This window comes from Actinomyces timonensis (genome assembly GCF_040702965.1).
Lineage (GTDB): Bacteria > Actinomycetota > Actinomycetes > Actinomycetales > Actinomycetaceae > Actinomyces > Actinomyces timonensis_A.
Window position 1 is genome coordinate 120,107 of sequence record NZ_CP159989.1, and the last position, 15,729, is coordinate 135,835.

Below are 15,729 nucleotides of genomic sequence, written 5' to 3' on the forward strand. Positions count from 1 at the left end.
CTCAGTCCTGGCCCTGCTCGCCGACCTCAGCGCTGTTAGCACTGTCAGCGCTGCCGGCATCGTCGATTCCGGGCTCTTCGTCCTCCTCGGGCAGCATGATGACGACGTGGCGGTGCGGCTCAGCGCCCTCGGACTCGGAGACCAGCCCCGCCGCGGCGACGACGTCGTGGCAGACCTTCCGCTCGAAGGGATTCATCGGCGCCAAGGACACGGTCTCACCCGAGGCGTGGACCCGAGCGACGGCCTCGGCGGCGATCTTGGTGAGCTCCTCGCGCCGGGCCGCGCGATAACCGTTGATGTCGAGCATGAGGCGCGAGCGGTTACCGGTGCGGGCCTGGACGGCGAGCCTGGTGAGCTCCTGAACCGCCTCGAGGACCTCACCGTCACGGCCGACGAGGTCGGCGAGCTCGCGCTCATCGCCCTCCTCCGAGGCGACGATGGCGATGGAGGCGCGGCCGTGATCGACGTCGATGTCGATGTCCCCGCCGAGGTCGGCGATGTCGAGGAGCTCCTCGAGGTAGTCGGCGCCGATCTCGCCCTCCTCTTCCAGGCGCTTGACGGTGTTGGAGACGGCCGGGGCCGATACCGCGTTGTCAGTGTTGTCCGTCACGATCTATCCGTTCTTTCGCTTCTTCGAAATGCGGTGCTGAGTGGGCCGGGCTCGTGGCCCAGATCAGTGGTTCTTTCGCTGCTTGTTGGCCTGCGCCTTGCGCTTGGCGGCCGCCTGCTGGCGCGCGCGGGCCTTGCGCTCGTAGCGGCGCCGGGCGATCTCCTGCTCGGTGAGACCACCATGCTTGGCCGAGCCCGACGTCGTCGAGGCCTGCGAGTCATCATCCGACGCGCTGTCCTCAGAGCCCGCCGCGCCGTAGGCCTCCTCGACGGTGGCCGGCAGGGACCTCTTCTGGCGGTTCTTGCGCACCGGTTGGACGCGCTGGCCCCCAGTCCTACCGGCGGCCTCGGCCTCCGCGAGGCGCTTGGCGGCCTCCTCCTCCTCGAGAGAGGGCAGGCCCTTGGCCGCGCGCTTGGCGTTCTGCTTGGCCCGGTAGTTGCGCTCCGCCTCCGATCCCGGGGCCGGCATCCGGCGGATCGTGTAGAACTGCTGGCCCATGGTCCACAGGTTCGAGACCAGCCAGTAGATGAGCACGCCGATCTGGAAGTTGATGCCCGTGACCGCGAAGATGATGGGCATCACCGTCATCATGATCTTCTGAGTGCGCATCATCGGGTTGTCGTCCGTCTTGGACGAGTCCGGCATGTTCTTGGTGGTGATCTGCGCCATCGTGTACCACTGGCTCGCGGACATGGCGAAGATGAGGATCACGGAGACGATCTGGACCGTCAGATCGCCGTTGGCATGCATGAAGGACGAGGACAGCGGCGCCCCGAGGACGGTGGAGTCCTGCACCTGCTCGGCCAGCTCGGCGGTCAGGGGGCCGATCGATCCGCGGGAGTAGGAGCCATCGGCCACATTCTGCAGGGACGCGAGCACGCGGAACAAGGCGAAGAAGATCGGCATCTGCACGATGATGGGCAGACAGGAGGCCATGGGGTTGGTCCCGTGCTTGCGGTAGAGGGCCATCATCTCCTCCTGCTGCCGCTTGCGGGAGGCCGGGTCCTTCTTGCCCTTGTACTTCTCCTGGATGGCCTTGAGCTCGGGCTGCATGAGCTGCATGCCCCGCTGGGCGCGGATCTGCCGCACGAACAGCGGCATGATGAGCAGGCGGACCACGATCGTCAGGCCGACGATCGACAGCACCCAGGCGATGCCCGCCCCGTCGGGCAGGCCGATGGCGACCAGGGCCTGGTGGATAAGGACCATGACCCAGGCGATAGCCACCTTGATAGGCCACAGTATCGCGTCCATCTGCACTCCTTGTATGCGTCTGGCGGGAGGGAACCGCCTGCCGGATGATCCGGCTGGTCCCGCTCAGCCCTTCTCGAGCTCGAAGCGGGGGATGTCGTGTGGGTGGTGGTAGCGCCATTGACCCCGGTCAGGCACATGGTCGACGCCGCCCCTGCTCCAGGGATTGCACCTCAGGACCCGCCAGGCCGCCAGCGCGAGGCCCTTAAGGGCGCCGTGCGCGCCCAGCGCCTCGACGGCATAGGACGAGCACGTCGGGTAGTAGCGGCACCTGGCGAGGATCGCCGGGGAGATCCAGTGCTGATAGGCGCACACGCAGGCCGTCATGGCCCGGACCAGGAGCGAGGGACGGGCACCGGATGAGTCGGTCATCGACGTCGTCCCCTCCCCGCCAGATCACGGCAGCGGGCCAGCGCGCGATCGAGATCGACGCCGAGCTCAGCGCTCGTGGCGCCGTCCGCCTCGGAAAGCCCTCGGATGACGATCCTCGAGCCGGGCTCGACCCCCCCGATCCGCGCCCGCATGAGGGCCCGGATGCGGCGCTTGATGCGATTGCGGTGCGTGGCCCTGGCCACCTGCTTCTTCGGTACCACGACGCCGACGAGTCCGGGACTGGTGTCCCCGGCCCCGCCGACGCGGTAGTGAACGACTAGTCTACGGCTTCCACTGCGCGCGCCGGACCTCACCGCGATCGAGAAATCATCCGATCGCAGCATCCGATGCGCGGCCGGGATCACCTCAGGCGGCGAGACGCGCGCGGCCCTTGCGGCGACGCGAGGCGAGAACGGCGCGGCCAGCGCGGGTGCTCATGCGCTTGCGGAAGCCGTGCACCTTGGCGCGACGGCGGTTGTTCGGCTGAAAGGTCCGCTTGCTCACGGGGATACTCCTGGTCGGAAACGTGGAACAGCGCGACGCGGGACCGCGGCGCTGTCGCCCGCAGTGGCGGCCCCAGGGTCAGGGGCGTGACTCCACGCGAACGTCCGCACCACAATACGTTTCGGCGCTCTGACGGGTCAAACCCCTTGTGCTGCTGGGGGGTGAGAAACGGGCCACGTCGGCGGGAGGGGCCCCCGCGCGCTAGGCTCGTCGCCTAGATCCGTTCATCATCACTCAGGAGAACCACGTGCTCGAGGACGCGGTCACCAAGTGGCACTCGGCTCTCGAGGTCCTCGCGGCCTCGGGCGAGCTCGGCCAGGGCAAGGTGTCCATCATCCGCATGACCCGGGTCATCGACGTCGATGGCACCCTGGTCCTCGTCGCGGGCTCCTCATTCGCCAAGGACATCATCGACAGGTCCCGCGATCCCATCGGCCGAGCGCTCATGACCACCTGGGGCAAGGAGGTCCCCTTCGAGGTCATGATCGACACCTCCGGGGATCCCGTGCCCCCGCCACCGCCGTCGGCCCCGAGCGCCGAGCAGGGACTGGCCGGCAACCCCTTCATGCCCGCCATGTCCTCGGTCCCACCGGCGCCGCCCGTCACGCCGCCGGTGGTCCACCCCACCGTCGTCGAGCGCGGATCATCGCCATCGACTCGCTCCCCATCATCGGTGGCGTCGGGCGCCCCCCTGCCCCAGCCGACGTCGTCATCCCTCGTGGCCGGGCGCACCGAGTTCTCGATGGGCGGGCACGGGCACTCGACGGGGAGCACCGGGTCCAATCCCTTCGCCGCCACGGCGCCCGCGAGCCCCGACGGCTCCACCCTCAACCCGCGCTACACCTTCGACACCTATGTCACGGGCTCCTCCAACCGATTCGCGCACGCGGCGTCGATCGCCGTCGCCGAGGCCCCGGCGCGCGCCTACAACCCCCTGTTCATCTATGGGGGGTCCGGGCTGGGCAAGACCCACCTCCTCCACGCCATCGGCCACTACGCGCGCACGCTCGACCCGACGACGCGCATCAAGTACGTCAACTCCGAGGAGTTCACGGCCGACTTCATCGCCGCCGTGCGCGACAACCGCGACAACGGCAGCCTCGACTCCTTCAAGCGCCGCTACCGCGACGTCGACATCCTGCTCGTCGACGACATCCAGTTCCTGGCGGACAAGGAGCAGACGCTCGAGGAGTTCTTCCACACCTTCAACGCCCTCCACTCAGCGGGCAAGCAGGTGGTCCTCACCTCGGACCAGCCGCCCAAGGCCATGAACAACCTCGATGAGCGCCTGCGCTCGCGCTTCGAGTGGGGCCTGCTCGCCGACGTCCAGCCCCCGGACCTCGAGACCCGTATGGCGATCCTGTCGCTCAAGGCCCGGGCCGAGGGACTCGACCTGCCCATGGACGTCCTGGAGTACATCGCCTCGCGGGTGACGACGAACATCCGCGAGCTCGAGGGCGCGCTCATCCGCGTGACCGCCTTCGCCTCGCTCAACCAGCAGACGATCGACCAGACCCTGGCGGAGATGGTCCTGCGGGACATCATCTCCGACCCCGCCGGCGAGGAGGTCACCACCTCCCTCATCATGGCGCAGACGGCGGACTACTTCGGCATCACCGTCGATGACCTGTGCAGCGCCAACCGCTCTCGCCTCATCGTCCACGCGCGCCACATCGCCATGTACCTGTGCCGCGAGCTCACCGACCTCTCCCTGCCCAAGATCGGCCGGGAGTTCGGCGGGCGCGACCACACCACCGTCATGAGCGCGGACAAGAAGATCCGCCAGCAGATGGCCGAGCGCCGCTCCACCTTCAACCAGGTCACGGAGATGACCAGCCGCATCAAGCAGGCGGCCCTGGAACAGGCCTGATCCCTCGCCGAGACCGGTCGAAAATAGGAGCGAGACCGGTCCTCTCTCCACAGGCCCGCGTGGGAACGGGGGCGCTGGCGCCGTCGCCGCGCCCTCTGAACCGGTTTCGATCGTTATTTCGACCGGTCTCGATTATAGGGGCGGGGAATGAGTTTGCCTGATTTGACAGGGATCGACACTGCCATGAGGCCTGCGTGACTCATGTGACTCATGTGATTTTTGATCAGTGATCCACTTCTGTGGACATTCCTGTGGATAACGTCGTGCGCGCCGTGGACTGCCGGCCCCCACCCTGTGGCGCTCACCGAGGCCGGCTGTGAGTCGGCCCTGGGCGCTCCCGGGCCCCTCCACCCCTGCCACGCCCCGGGGCACCGAACCACTCCTTTGTAGTTCCACATCCCCATCAGGCCGTGGCCAGCGCGGAGTCCCGTTTCCCACAGGATCCACACCTCCTACTACACCTACAAACCCACTACACCAGCCCGAATCACACGCCTCGCCAACGAGGAGCCCGACGCCCTAGCCCGAGTGCCCGGAGGACTCACGCGCCATTGCCGCACGAGGCGCGCCGAGCGCAAACCGTCTACACTCGCCGATGTTGTCTGTCCGCACTCTCCTCAGGGGGCCACAGTGAAACTCAGGGTCGACCGCGATGTCCTCGCGGAGGCTGTCACCTGGACAGCCCGCTCCGTTCCCGCCCGTCCGCCTGTGCCCGTCCTGGCCGGCGTGCGGTTGGAGGCCTCCGGGTCGACGCTGGTCCTGGCCTCCTTCGACTACGAGGTCTCCGCCCACTGCGAGGTGCCGGCCGACATCGAGACCGAGGGCGTCGTCCTCGTCTCCGGGCGCCTGCTGGCCGACATCGCCAAGGCCCTTCCCGCCAAGCCGGTCGACCTCGAGCTCGAGGGGACCAAGGTGATGGTCACCTGCGGCTCCTCGCGTTTCTCCCTGGCCGCCATGGCCGCCGACGACTACCCGGCGCTGCCCCCCATGCCCCAGGTGGCCGGCACGATCGACGCCCACGACCTCGCCCAGGCGGTCGCCCAGGTCTCCATCGCCGCCTCCCGCGACGAGACCCTGCCGCTGCTCACCTCCATCCAGGTCGACGTGCAGGGCGACGCCCTCACCCTCATGGCCACCGACCGCTACCGGCTCGCCGTGCGCGAGATGACCTGGACGCCGTCGGACTCCTCCCTCGAGACCACCGCCCTGCTCAAGGCCCGCACGCTGTCCGATGTGGCCAAATCGCTCACCTCCTCAGGGGATGTCACCCTGGCGCTGACCAACGGCGGCGGGACCTCCTCGGGCCTCATCGGCTTCGAGGCAGGCGGGCGCCGCACGACCTCCCTGCTCACTGACGGCGATTACCCCCCCGTGCTGCGGCTCTTCCCCGAGCAGACCCTCATCCACGCCACCGTCGGGCGGGAGGAGCTCATGGCCGCGGTGCGGCGCGTCAGCCTCGTCGCCGAGCGCTCCACCCCGATCCACATGTCGTTCTCCCAGGGGAGCCTCACGCTCGAGGCCGGCCAGAGCGATGACGCCCAGGCCTCTGAGAGCATCGTGGCGCACCTGGAGGGCGAGGACATCGCCACGGCCTTCAACCCGGGATACCTCCTCGACGGCCTCGGCGCCATCTCCGACCCCTACGTGCGCCTCGACTTCACACACGCCTCAAAGCCCGCGGTCCTGACCGGCATGAGCGCGATCGGCGGAGAGGAGAACTCCTCCTTCCGCTACCTCATCATGCCGATCCGCTTCGGCGCCTGACCCGGCGCGAGGCCCCGGCTTCGCCCTCGCGCCGCTCGTGTACGTCTCCGACCTGGCACTCGATGACTTCAGGTCCTATCGGCACCTCGTGGTGGGCCTGGAGCCGGGCATCAGCGCTTTCATCGGCCCCAACGGGCAGGGCAAGACCAACCTCGTCGAGGCGATCGCCTATCTGTCCACGCTGAGCAGCCACCGCGTGGGCGCCGATCGGGCCCTCGTGCGACGCGCGGACGACGGCGAGCAGCCCGGCGGCGCCGTCGTGCGGGCGAGGGTGGTCCATGGCGATCGTCCCAGCGTCATCGAGATCGAGATCATCGCGGGCAAGGCCAACCGCGCCCGGCTCAATCGCGGCGCCTGCCGGCCGCGGGACCTCACCGGGATCCTGCGCACCGTGGTCTTCGCGCCCGAGGACCTCTCCCTCGTGCGCGACGAGCCCGGGGTGCGCCGCCGCTTCCTCGACGACCTCGCCGTCATGCTGCGTCCGGCCCTCGCTGGGACGCGCCTCGAGCACGACAAGATCCTCGCCCAGCGCGCGAGCCTGCTGCGATCGGCCCGTTCCCGCCGGGGCCGGGGGGCCGCCTCGTCGATGGAGTCGATGATGTCGACCCTCGAGGTCTGGGATGCCCAGCTCGCCGCGGCAGCCTCGCGCCTGACCGCCGCGCGCATCGAGGTGGTTCAGCGCCTGCGCCCCTGGGTCGAGTCCTGCTACGAGGCCGTCTCGGGCAACCAGTCCGAGGCGCGCATCGCCTACCGCTCCAGCCTCCTGGCCCACGAGGGAGCCGCTGATCCCGATCCCGGTCCCGCCTGGCAGGAGGCGCTGGCAGCCGAGAGTGGGCTCGGCGACGCCGCGACGGTCGCCGCCCGCCTGGAGACGGCCATGGGCGGGCTCCACGAGCGCGAGATCGAGCGCGGCGCCAACCTCGTGGGCGCCCATCGCGACGACCTCTCCCTCTTCCTCGGCGGCCTTCCCGCCAAGGGCTTCGCCTCCCACGGCGAGCAGTGGTCGATGGCGCTGGCCCTGCGACTGGCGTCCTACGAGATGCTGCGCCACGACGTCGATGCCTACGGCGGAGACGGCGAGCCCGTCCTCATCCTCGACGACGTCTTCGCCTCATTGGACGACAAGCGCCGCAAAGCCCTGGTGACCACTGTTGCCGGCGCTCAGCAGGTACTGGTCACGGCCGCCGTTGATGCCGACGTGCCGCAGGACCTGGTCGGCGCGAGATTCCACGTCGCCGGATCGGAGGTCACCCGTGATTGAGGACCCGTCGGGGGCTGAGGGCGGGCGCGCCGGCCACCCTGGTGATCGTGAGGAGGACGGCGTCGGGGACGGCGCGAGTCTCGCCTCACGCGCCCTGTCGCGCGTGCGGGCCTCGGCTTTCGAGCGCGGTCAGATGCGCGGGCCCATGCGCTCGGGCGGTACCGCGGGGGCGGATGATCCCGCGCCCTGGGATGCCCGCCGGGGCCGAGCCGGCATTGACGGCGAGGGGGGCGTCGGCCCCGACGACGCCGACTGGACGGACCGAGCGCCGGGGCTGGCCGCTGATCGCGGCCGCCCCGGCCCCAGCCGCTTCGACCCGAGGACCGCGAAGAAGGACCTCGCGCGCATGGTCGACCGCAAGGGATGGGCGGGGATGCTCGCCGTGGCCGGCGTCGCTGCCCGCTGGGAGGAGATCGTGGGCAGGTCCGTCGCCGAGCACTCGCGCGTGGAGTCCTTCGAGCCCGGGCGGATCACCATCCGGGCCTCCTCCTCCAGCTGGGCGCAGCAGCTGCGGCTCATGATGCCCACCATCTTGCGGCGCATCAGCGAGGAGGTCGGGGGCGCCGGGGTCAACGTCCATGTGCTGGGTCCGGCCGGGCCCACCTGGCGCCATGGCCGCTTCCCCGTGCGGGGCGGGCGAGGCCCCCGCGACACCTACGGCTGAGCCGCGGCGCCCCGGAGCACGGGGAACGGAGGTGATGCCCGGCACTCCCCACCAGGCCCCTCGAGGTCGGGCTGGCGGACGGATTCGCGATAGGATCGCCTCGGACAAGCCCATGGCGCGTCGAAGACGTTGAAGGCGCTGACGCGTACCCCTCCCCATGGAAGGGGCCTGCCTCCCAGGAGCGCCCTGTGAGAGCGGAATGCCGACGACCGCCCCGGGCGAAGCGGCGGGGTCACCACCCCGCACCGCCCGGCCCGCCCGCATCGCGGGCGCGAGAACTGAGGAGCAGCAAGCCCGTGCCCGACCAGGACGCCTCTGAGAACTCTGTCCCCGAATCCACTTCTGCCGACGTGGCATCGTCCGGGGCGGAGACTCATCCGGCGACGCCCGCCTCGCCGGCGACCGTGGGCTCCGCGGACTACGGCGCCTCCGACATCACAGTCCTCGAGGGGCTGGAGGCCGTGCGCAAGCGCCCGGGCATGTACATCGGCTCCACCGGTGAGCGGGGCCTGCACCACCTCGTCTACGAGGTCGTCGACAACTCCGTCGACGAGGCTTTGGCCGGCTACTGCGATCACATCGAGGTCACCATCCTCGCCGACGGCGGGGTGCGCGTGGTCGACAACGGCCGCGGCATCCCCGTGGACATCCACCCCACCGAGGGCAAGCCCACCGTCGAGGTCGTCATGACGATCCTGCACGCCGGCGGCAAGTTCGGCGGCGGCGGCTACGCCGTCTCCGGAGGCCTGCACGGCGTGGGCATCTCCGTGGTGAACGCCCTGTCCACCCGCGTGGACACGGAGATCCGCCGTCAGGGACACGTGTGGCGCATGTCCTTCGCCGACGGCGGCCGCCCCATCACTGAGCTCGTCCGGGGTGAGGAGACCCAGGCCACCGGCACCACGCAGACCTTCTACCCCGACCCTGCGATCTTCGAGACGGTCGACTTCGACTACGAGACCCTGCGCCGTCGATTCCAGCAGATGGCCTTCCTCAACAAGGGCCTGCGGATCACCCTGACCGATGAGCGCCCCAGCGCCGTCGAGGAGGGCGATGAGATCGCCGGGGACGAGGGCGGGCTGGGCGCCGAGGCGCCGGTGCCGGCCAAGGGGCACCGCTCCGACACCTTCCGCTATGAGCACGGGCTGCGCGACTACGTCGCCTTCCTCAACAAGTCCAAGAAGGCCGAGCTCGTCCACCCCGAGATCATCGACTTCGAGGCCGAGACCGTCCTTGAGGGCACCCGTTCCATCAGTCTCGAGATCGCCATGCAGTGGACCAGCGCCTACTCCGAGTCCGTCCACACCTACGCCAACACGATCAACACCACCGAGGGCGGCACCCACGAGGAGGGCTTCCGCACCGCGCTGACCACCCTGGTCAACAAGTACGCCCGCGACAAGGGCCTGCTCAAGGACAGGGACGACAACCTCACCGGCGACGACATCCGCGAGGGCCTGACCGCCGTCATCTCGGTCAAGCTCTCCGAGCCGCAGTTCGAGGGCCAGACCAAGACCAAGCTCGGCAACACCGAGGCCCGCACCTTCGTCCAGCAGACCGTCTACGCCCAGCTCGGCGACTGGCTCGACTCCCACCCCGCAGACGCCAAGTCCGTCATCTCCAAGGCCTCGCAGGCCGCCGCCGCTCGCGTGGCCGCGCGCAAGGCCCGTGAGGCCACGCGCCGCAAGGGCGTCCTGGAGTCCGCCTCCATGCCCGGCAAGCTGCGCGACTGCTCCTCCCGCGACGCCTCCGTGTGCGAGATCTTCATCGTCGAGGGGGATTCCGCGGGCGGCTCCGCCGTCGGCGGGCGCGACCCCGAGCACCAGGCCATCATGCCGATCCGCGGCAAGATCCTGAACGTCGAGAAGGCCCGCCTGGACCGCGCCCTGTCCTCGGACACGATCCGCAGTCTCATCACCGCCTTCGGCACCGGTATCGGCGAGGACTTCGACCTGGCCAAGCTGCGCTACGGCAAGATCGTCATCATGGCCGACGCCGACGTCGACGGCCAGCACATCGCCACCCTCCTGCTCACCCTCCTGTTCCGCTACATGCGGCCCCTCATCGAGCACGGGCACACCTATATCGCGATGCCGCCCCTGTACCGCCTCAAGTGGGTGGGAGCCGAGCACGAGTTCGCCTACTCCGACGCCGAGCGGGACAAGCTCCTGGCCGCGGGCGCTGACGCCGGTCGCCGCCTGCCCAAGGAGGGCGGCATCCAGCGATACAAGGGACTGGGCGAGATGAACGACCACGAGCTGTGGGAGACCACCATGGACCCGGCCACCCGCATCCTCAAGAAGGTCACCCTCGATGAGGCCGCCAATGCCGATGAGACCTTCGCGATCCTCATGGGCGACGACGTCGAGCAGCGCCGCGCCTTCATCCAGCGCAACGCGACCGACGTCCGCTTCCTCGACATCTGATAGCCGCTGCCGGCGCCCGCGGGCCGCCATCGGCCCGACGTCACCGCCTGGCAAGGCATTGAACGCACTGAAGGACACTGAAGGATCCACGTGAGCGACGAGACCACCACCCCCACCGGCATCCAGGAGCGCGACCGTATCCAGCCGGTCGACCTCCAGATGGAGATGCAGCGCTCCTACCTGGACTACGCGATGAGCGTCATCGTCGGGCGCGCCCTGCCGGACGTGCGCGACGGCCTCAAGCCCGTCCACCGCCGCGTCCTGTACGCCATGTACGACGGCGGCTACCGCCCCAACTCCTCCTTCTCCAAGTCCTCTCGCGTGGTGGGCGAGGTCATGGGGAACTACCACCCCCACGGCGATGCCGCTATCTACGACGCCCTGGCGCGACTCGTGCAGTGGTGGTCTCTGCGCTACCCGCTCGTGGCCGGGCAGGGGAACTTCGGCACCCCAGGCAACCTGGGGCCAGCCGCCCCCAGGTACACCGAGTGCAAGATGGCCCCGCTGGCCATGGAGATGGTCCGGGACATTGACGAGGAGAGCGTCGACTTCCAGGACAACTACGACGGCAGGAACCAGGAGCCGACGATCCTGCCGGCGCGCTTCCCCAACCTGCTGGTCAACGGTTCCGAGGGCATCGCGGTGGGCATGGCCACCCGCATCCCCCCGCACAACCTGCGCGAGGTCGCCCGTGGCGTCCAGTGGCTCCTCGAGCACCCCGACGCCACCCGCGAGGAGCTTCTCGAGGCTCTCCTCGAGATCATCCCCGGTCCGGACTTCCCTACCGGCGCCACCATCCTGGGCCGGCGCGGCATCGAGGACGCCTACCGGACCGGGCGCGGATCCATCACCCAGCGGGCCGTGGTCAACGTCGAGGAGATCCAGGGCCGCCAGTGCCTTGTCGTCACCGAGCTGCCCTACCAGGTCAACCCCGACAATCTCGCCGACAAGATCGCCCAGCTCGTGCGCGACGGGCAGGTCGGCGGCATCGCCGACATCCGCGACGAGACTTCCGGCCGCACAGGCCAACGGCTCGTCATCGTGCTCAAGCGCGACGCCGTCGCCAAGGTGGTCCTCAACAACCTCTACAAGCGCACCCCGCTGCAGGACAACTTCCCGGCCAACATGCTCGCCCTGGTGGACGGGGTGCCCCGTACTCTCAGCATCGACGGCTTCGTGCGCCACTGGGTCGAGCACCAGATCGACGTCATCGTCCGGCGCTCCCGCTATCGCCTGCGCAAGGCCGAGGAGCGCCTCCACATCCTGGAGGGTCTGCTCAAGGCCATCGACGCCCTCGACGCCGTCATCGCCCTCATCCGCCGCTCGCCGACCACCGAGGAGGCGCGGACCGGCCTCATGGGCCTGCTCGGCGTCGACGAGGCCCAGGCCGAGGCGATCCTGTCCCTCCAGCTGCGCCGCCTGGCCGCCCTGGAGCGCCTCAAGATCCAGACCGAGGCCGAGGAGCTCAAGGCCAAGGTCGCCGACCTTCGCGAGATCATCGCCTCTCCGCAGCGCCAGCGCGACATCGTCTCCACCGAGCTCGCCGAGATCGTCGACAAGTTCGGCGATGAGCGCCGGACGAGGATCGTCCCCTTCGACGGCGAGATGAGCATGGAGGACCTCATCCCCGAGGAGGAGGTCGTCGTCACCATCACCCGCTCGGGCTACGCCAAGCGCACCCGCACCGACGCCTACCGCTCCCAGCACCGCGGCGGCAAGGGCGTGCGCGGCGCCACCCTGCGCGAGGACGACATCGTCCAGCACTTCGGGGTGACCACCACGCACCGCTGGCTGCTGTTCTTCACCAACCTCGGCCGGGTCTACCGCGCCAAGGCCTACGAGTTGCCCGAGGGCGGCCGCGACTCCAAGGGCCAGCACGTGGCCAACCTGCTCGCCTTCCAGCCGGGCGAGGAGATCGCCCAGGTCATGGAGCTCAGCGCCTACGACCAGGCCGACTACCTCGTGCTGGCCACGCGCCGCGGCCTGGTGAAGAAGACCCGCCTGAGTGAGTACGACTCCAACCGCTCGGGCGGCATCATCGCCATCAACCTGCGCGATGACGAGGACGGCAACCCCGATGAGCTCATCTCCGCCTCGCTCCTGTCGGTCGGCCAGGACCTGCTTCTCGTCTCCCGCCACGGCCAGTCCCTGCGTTTCCACGCCGACGACGCCACTCTGCGCCCCACCGGGCGCGCCACGAGCGGTGTGACCGGGATGCGCTTCCGGGAGGACGACTCGCTCCTGGCCATGGATGTCATCGACCCCTCCTGGGAGGATGCCGACCTGTTCGTCGTCACCGAGGGCGGCTTCGCCAAGCGCACCAACGTGCGCGACTACCCGGTCAAGGGACGCGGCGGCCTGGGCGTCAAGGTCGCGAACCTCGTCGAGGAGCGGGGCGATCTCGTGGGCGCGCTCGTGACCGCCCCCAGCGATGAGGTGATGTGCATCATGGCGTCTGGCAAGGTGGTTCGCTCTGCCATTGCCGAGGTATCCGTGACCGGCCGTGCCACACAAGGCGTGACCTTCGCCAAGCCGGACGACGGAGACCGCATCATCGCGGTGGCCCGGAACGCCGAGCGCGACCTCGACGCTGATGACTCTGCACAGGTCCCCGCTGACGCGGTAGCGTTGAGCGAGGACGAGAGTGAGGATCAATGAGCCAGCCCGACGCCGCCCAGCCCATGAACGCATCCATCGCGACGAACCCGCCGATCGCCGGCGCCCCCAGGACCGGCAAGGGTGGCAAGCAGCCCGCGCTGGGCAGCCCGCGCCGCGTGCGGCTCGTGATCAACCGCGTCGACCCCTGGTCCGTCCTCAAAGTGTCCCTGCTGCTCAACGTGGCGATCGGCATCATGATGGTGGTCGGTGCCGCCATCGTGTGGTTCATGCTCGACTCGCTGCACGTGTTCTCCCAGATCCAGGACCTCGTGAGCTCCGTGGTGGAGACGAACTCCAACGCCTTTACCGGCGTCGTTGAGTACATGAAGTTCTCCAGGGCCATCTCGCTGTCCACGATCATCGCCGTCGTCAACCTCATCCTGAGCACCGCCCTGTGCACACTGGGGGCCCTCATCTACAACGTCATCGCCTCTCTCGTGGGCGGGATTCATCTCACACTCGCGGACGACTGACCGATTTGGTCGTCCCAGACCCGATGAGATAATCTCATCCGGTCTCAAGGGCCTATAGCTCAGTTGGTTAGAGCGCATCCCTGATAAGGATGAGGTCGCTGGTTCGAGTCCAGTTAGGCCCACGGCACCGCAGCGCGAAGGCGAGGAGGCTCCACATGAGGAACCGGACAGCCCTGACCGCTGCGGTTTTCTCGTGCATGGGAGCGATCGCGTACGCGGCCTGGCTCACGTACGAGGCCGCTCGCAAGGAGCGGGCCGCCTGGGTCGAGGTCACGGACCCTGTCGAGGAGATCTGACCCTTCCCCGAGGGGCCATGGCGCAATTGGTAGCGCACCTGCTTTGCAAGCAGGGGGTTACGGGTTCGAGTCCCGTTGGCTCCACTTCCCCGCATCGCCCGCGATGACCAGCATTGAGTCGATCACTCCTAGGCCGGAGGCGGTCGCCCGCGCGGCGATGATGTGAGACCGCCTTCCGCGAGCCGATGCCGATCATCGGGGCCGAGAGTCGGCCGACGGCGCCTCAGGCCAGCCTGGGAAGGGGATGGTCGGCCGTCATCTCCCCCAGCTCGAAGGCCTCCTCGAGACTCGTCCCGATCCCCAGATAGGTGAGGCGGTACAGGACCGTGCCGATCTCCATAGGACCGCGTGCGCCCGCTGGATACGCGCGGCGAGATCCGCCAGGGGCTCCCCCGTCGCGGGCAGCCGCCGTGGCCCGAGCGCTGCGTCCACGGCGTCCACCGCGAGGTCCAGGAGGGTCCCCCACCGCCGGTAGAGCGTCGACTTGGGGGGACGCCCACCGCGGTCGCCAGGGAGCCTGCCCACAGCGCGCCGAGCACGCCCGGGTGGGGATCCAGGGGACGCGACCACGCCCCCATCACGGCTGGGCGCGCTTGCCCACAGGTTGCGAAGAGACTCGGCCGCTAGCCCTGTGGAGGCCTGTGGACAGTCGAGAGACTGCAATTCCAGGCTTTCCCCACTTGGGGACAGCCCTGTGGAAAACCACAGCGCTGTTCTTCCACACGATTATCCCCAGCTGTGGATGAACCACACCGATGTGATTCGTTGACGAGAAGTCCCTCAGAGGCTCGCCAGGCGCAGCGCTACAAGACCGATCAGCGCGAGCGCAACGGCGGCGGTGCCAGCCGCTGAGAGCGTCCCTCGGCGCTCGCGCGGCGCCCAGGCGTAGACCGCCGCGACGACGCCACCGGTCACAAGCCCGCCCAGGTGCCCCTGCCAGGAGATCCCCGCGGCGGTGAAGGAGAAGACCAGGTTGAGCGCCAGGATCCCCACGATGCCCGTGGTGTCCCGGCCGAAGCGCCGCTGGATGACGAACATGGCGGCGAAAAGGCCGAAGACCGCGCCGGAGGCGCCCACTGTCGCGGTGAACCAGTCGCGCGACCCCGAGGCGGACAACCAGTACACGGCCGTCGACCCGCCCAGGGCGCTCAATGCCATGAGCGCGCTGTAGCGCCAGCGGCCGAGCAGGGGCTCAAGGGCCTCGCCCAGTACCCACAGGGCCCACATGTTGAAGGCCAGGTGCATGATCGAGCCGTGCAGGAGCGCGCTGGTCAGCAGGCGCCACGGCTGAGCGCCCACGAAGGCCGGCACGAGCGCGAGGTCCCTGATCACGCTCAGCCCCATCCCCGTCGAGGCGGGGATCTCCTGGGCGATGAAGACGACGGTGCACACGGCGATGAGCGCCTTGGTGACGAGCGTGGAGCCGTCGGAGAGCCGGCCGCCGAGCGCCGTCGTCGGGGCCCGGCGCCCGGCGCTGGCGCGAGCGGCGCAGTCCACGCAGTGCACGCCGACGGCGCTGGGCACCTGACAGGCCGGGCACACCGGGCGGCCGCAGCGCTGGCAGCGCACGTAGGCCACCC

14 protein-coding genes and 2 tRNA genes are annotated in these 15,729 nt (G+C 69.2%); 10 read left to right on the top strand and 6 right to left on the bottom strand.

Features of this window, described 5'->3' with window-relative positions; translation table 11 throughout:
* Position 1: 1 nt before the first annotated feature.
* From ABXS69_RS00515 to rpmH, 5 genes are all read right to left on the bottom strand, one after another.
* The gene (locus tag ABXS69_RS00515; protein WP_366180688.1) at positions 2–610 is read right to left on the bottom strand and encodes a R3H domain-containing nucleic acid-binding protein; all 609 of its coding nucleotides are present in this window, start codon (positions 608–610) and stop codon (positions 2–4) included.
* A 63-nt stretch (positions 611–673) separates the two neighbouring features.
* A complete protein-coding gene (yidC, locus tag ABXS69_RS00520) occupies positions 674–1,864 on the bottom strand; it encodes a membrane protein insertase YidC (protein ID WP_366180689.1) in 1,191 nt (396 codons plus the stop codon).
* A gap of 63 nt (positions 1,865–1,927) precedes the next feature.
* Positions 1,928–2,233 carry a membrane protein insertion efficiency factor YidD gene (yidD, locus tag ABXS69_RS00525; RefSeq protein ID WP_366180690.1) on the bottom strand — a complete coding sequence of 102 codons (306 nt, stop codon included), beginning with the start codon at positions 2,231–2,233 and terminating at the stop codon, positions 1,928–1,930.
* Positions 2,230–2,595 carry a ribonuclease P protein component gene (rnpA, locus tag ABXS69_RS00530; protein ID WP_366181601.1) on the bottom strand — a complete coding sequence of 122 codons (366 nt, stop codon included), beginning with the start codon at positions 2,593–2,595 and terminating at the stop codon, positions 2,230–2,232. The genes yidD and rnpA overlap by 4 nt, the downstream gene beginning before the upstream one ends.
* A gap of 4 nt (positions 2,596–2,599) precedes the next feature.
* A complete protein-coding gene (gene rpmH / locus ABXS69_RS00535; protein WP_017177846.1) occupies positions 2,600–2,737 on the bottom strand; it encodes a 50S ribosomal protein L34 in 138 nt (45 codons plus the stop codon).
* Positions 2,738–2,984: 247 nt separating this feature from the next.
* On the opposite strand from rpmH, the gene dnaA reads away from it, so the two are divergent.
* From dnaA to ABXS69_RS00585, 10 genes are all read left to right on the top strand, one after another.
* Positions 2,985–4,607, top strand: a complete 1,623-nt coding sequence (gene dnaA, locus ABXS69_RS00540) for a chromosomal replication initiator protein DnaA (protein ID WP_366180691.1) — start codon at positions 2,985–2,987, stop codon at positions 4,605–4,607.
* 630 nt (positions 4,608–5,237) lie between these two features.
* Entirely contained in the window at positions 5,238–6,371 is a 1,134-nt protein-coding gene (gene dnaN, locus ABXS69_RS00545) for a DNA polymerase III subunit beta (protein ID WP_366180692.1), read from the top strand.
* 37 nt (positions 6,372–6,408) lie between these two features.
* Positions 6,409–7,632, top strand: coding sequence for a DNA replication/repair protein RecF (gene recF / locus ABXS69_RS00550; protein ID WP_366180693.1), 1,224 nt, complete (start codon positions 6,409–6,411; stop codon positions 7,630–7,632).
* Positions 7,625–8,296: a DciA family protein gene (locus tag ABXS69_RS00555; RefSeq protein ID WP_366180694.1), complete on the top strand. Its 672-nt coding sequence runs from the start codon at positions 7,625–7,627 to the stop codon at positions 8,294–8,296. The genes recF and ABXS69_RS00555 overlap by 8 nt, the downstream gene beginning before the upstream one ends.
* A gap of 404 nt (positions 8,297–8,700) precedes the next feature.
* Positions 8,701–10,722 (top strand): DNA topoisomerase (ATP-hydrolyzing) subunit B, encoded by a 2,022-nt coding sequence (gene gyrB / locus ABXS69_RS00560; protein ID WP_366181602.1) that lies wholly within the window; start codon positions 8,701–8,703, stop codon positions 10,720–10,722.
* Between the two features lie 90 nt (positions 10,723–10,812).
* On the top strand, positions 10,813–13,380 hold the full coding sequence (gene gyrA / locus ABXS69_RS00565; RefSeq protein WP_366180695.1) for a DNA gyrase subunit A: 2,568 nt from the start codon (positions 10,813–10,815) through the stop codon (positions 13,378–13,380).
* Positions 13,377–13,853, top strand: a complete 477-nt coding sequence (locus ABXS69_RS00570; protein WP_366180696.1) for a DUF3566 domain-containing protein — start codon at positions 13,377–13,379, stop codon at positions 13,851–13,853. The genes gyrA and ABXS69_RS00570 overlap by 4 nt, the downstream gene beginning before the upstream one ends.
* 48 nt (positions 13,854–13,901) lie before the next feature.
* A tRNA-Ile gene (locus ABXS69_RS00575) sits at positions 13,902–13,975 on the top strand.
* Between the two features lie 33 nt (positions 13,976–14,008).
* Positions 14,009–14,149 carry a hypothetical protein gene (locus ABXS69_RS00580; RefSeq protein ID WP_366180697.1) on the top strand — a complete coding sequence of 47 codons (141 nt, stop codon included), beginning with the start codon at positions 14,009–14,011 and terminating at the stop codon, positions 14,147–14,149.
* An 11-nt stretch (positions 14,150–14,160) separates the two neighbouring features.
* Positions 14,161–14,233 (top strand) — tRNA-Ala (locus ABXS69_RS00585).
* 696 nt (positions 14,234–14,929) lie between these two features.
* Here the strand turns inward: ABXS69_RS00585 and ABXS69_RS00590 are convergent.
* Positions 14,930–15,727 (bottom strand): rhomboid family intramembrane serine protease, encoded by a 798-nt coding sequence (locus tag ABXS69_RS00590; RefSeq protein WP_366180698.1) that lies wholly within the window; start codon positions 15,725–15,727, stop codon positions 14,930–14,932.
* Positions 15,728–15,729 lie beyond the last annotated feature (2 nt).

Excerpts from the sequence above, each read along its gene's own strand:
- ABXS69_RS00580 (WP_366180697.1), top strand. The coding sequence starts at position 14,009 with ATGAGGAACCGGACAGCCCTGACCGCTGCGGTTTTCTCGTGCATGGGA.
- ABXS69_RS00570 (WP_366180696.1), top strand. The coding sequence starts at position 13,377 with ATGAGCCAGCCCGACGCCGCCCAGCCCATGAACGCATCCATCGCGACG.
- yidC (WP_366180689.1), bottom strand. The coding sequence starts at position 1,864 with ATGGACGCGATACTGTGGCCTATCAAGGTGGCTATCGCCTGGGTCATG.
- yidD (WP_366180690.1), bottom strand. The coding sequence starts at position 2,233 with ATGACCGACTCATCCGGTGCCCGTCCCTCGCTCCTGGTCCGGGCCATG.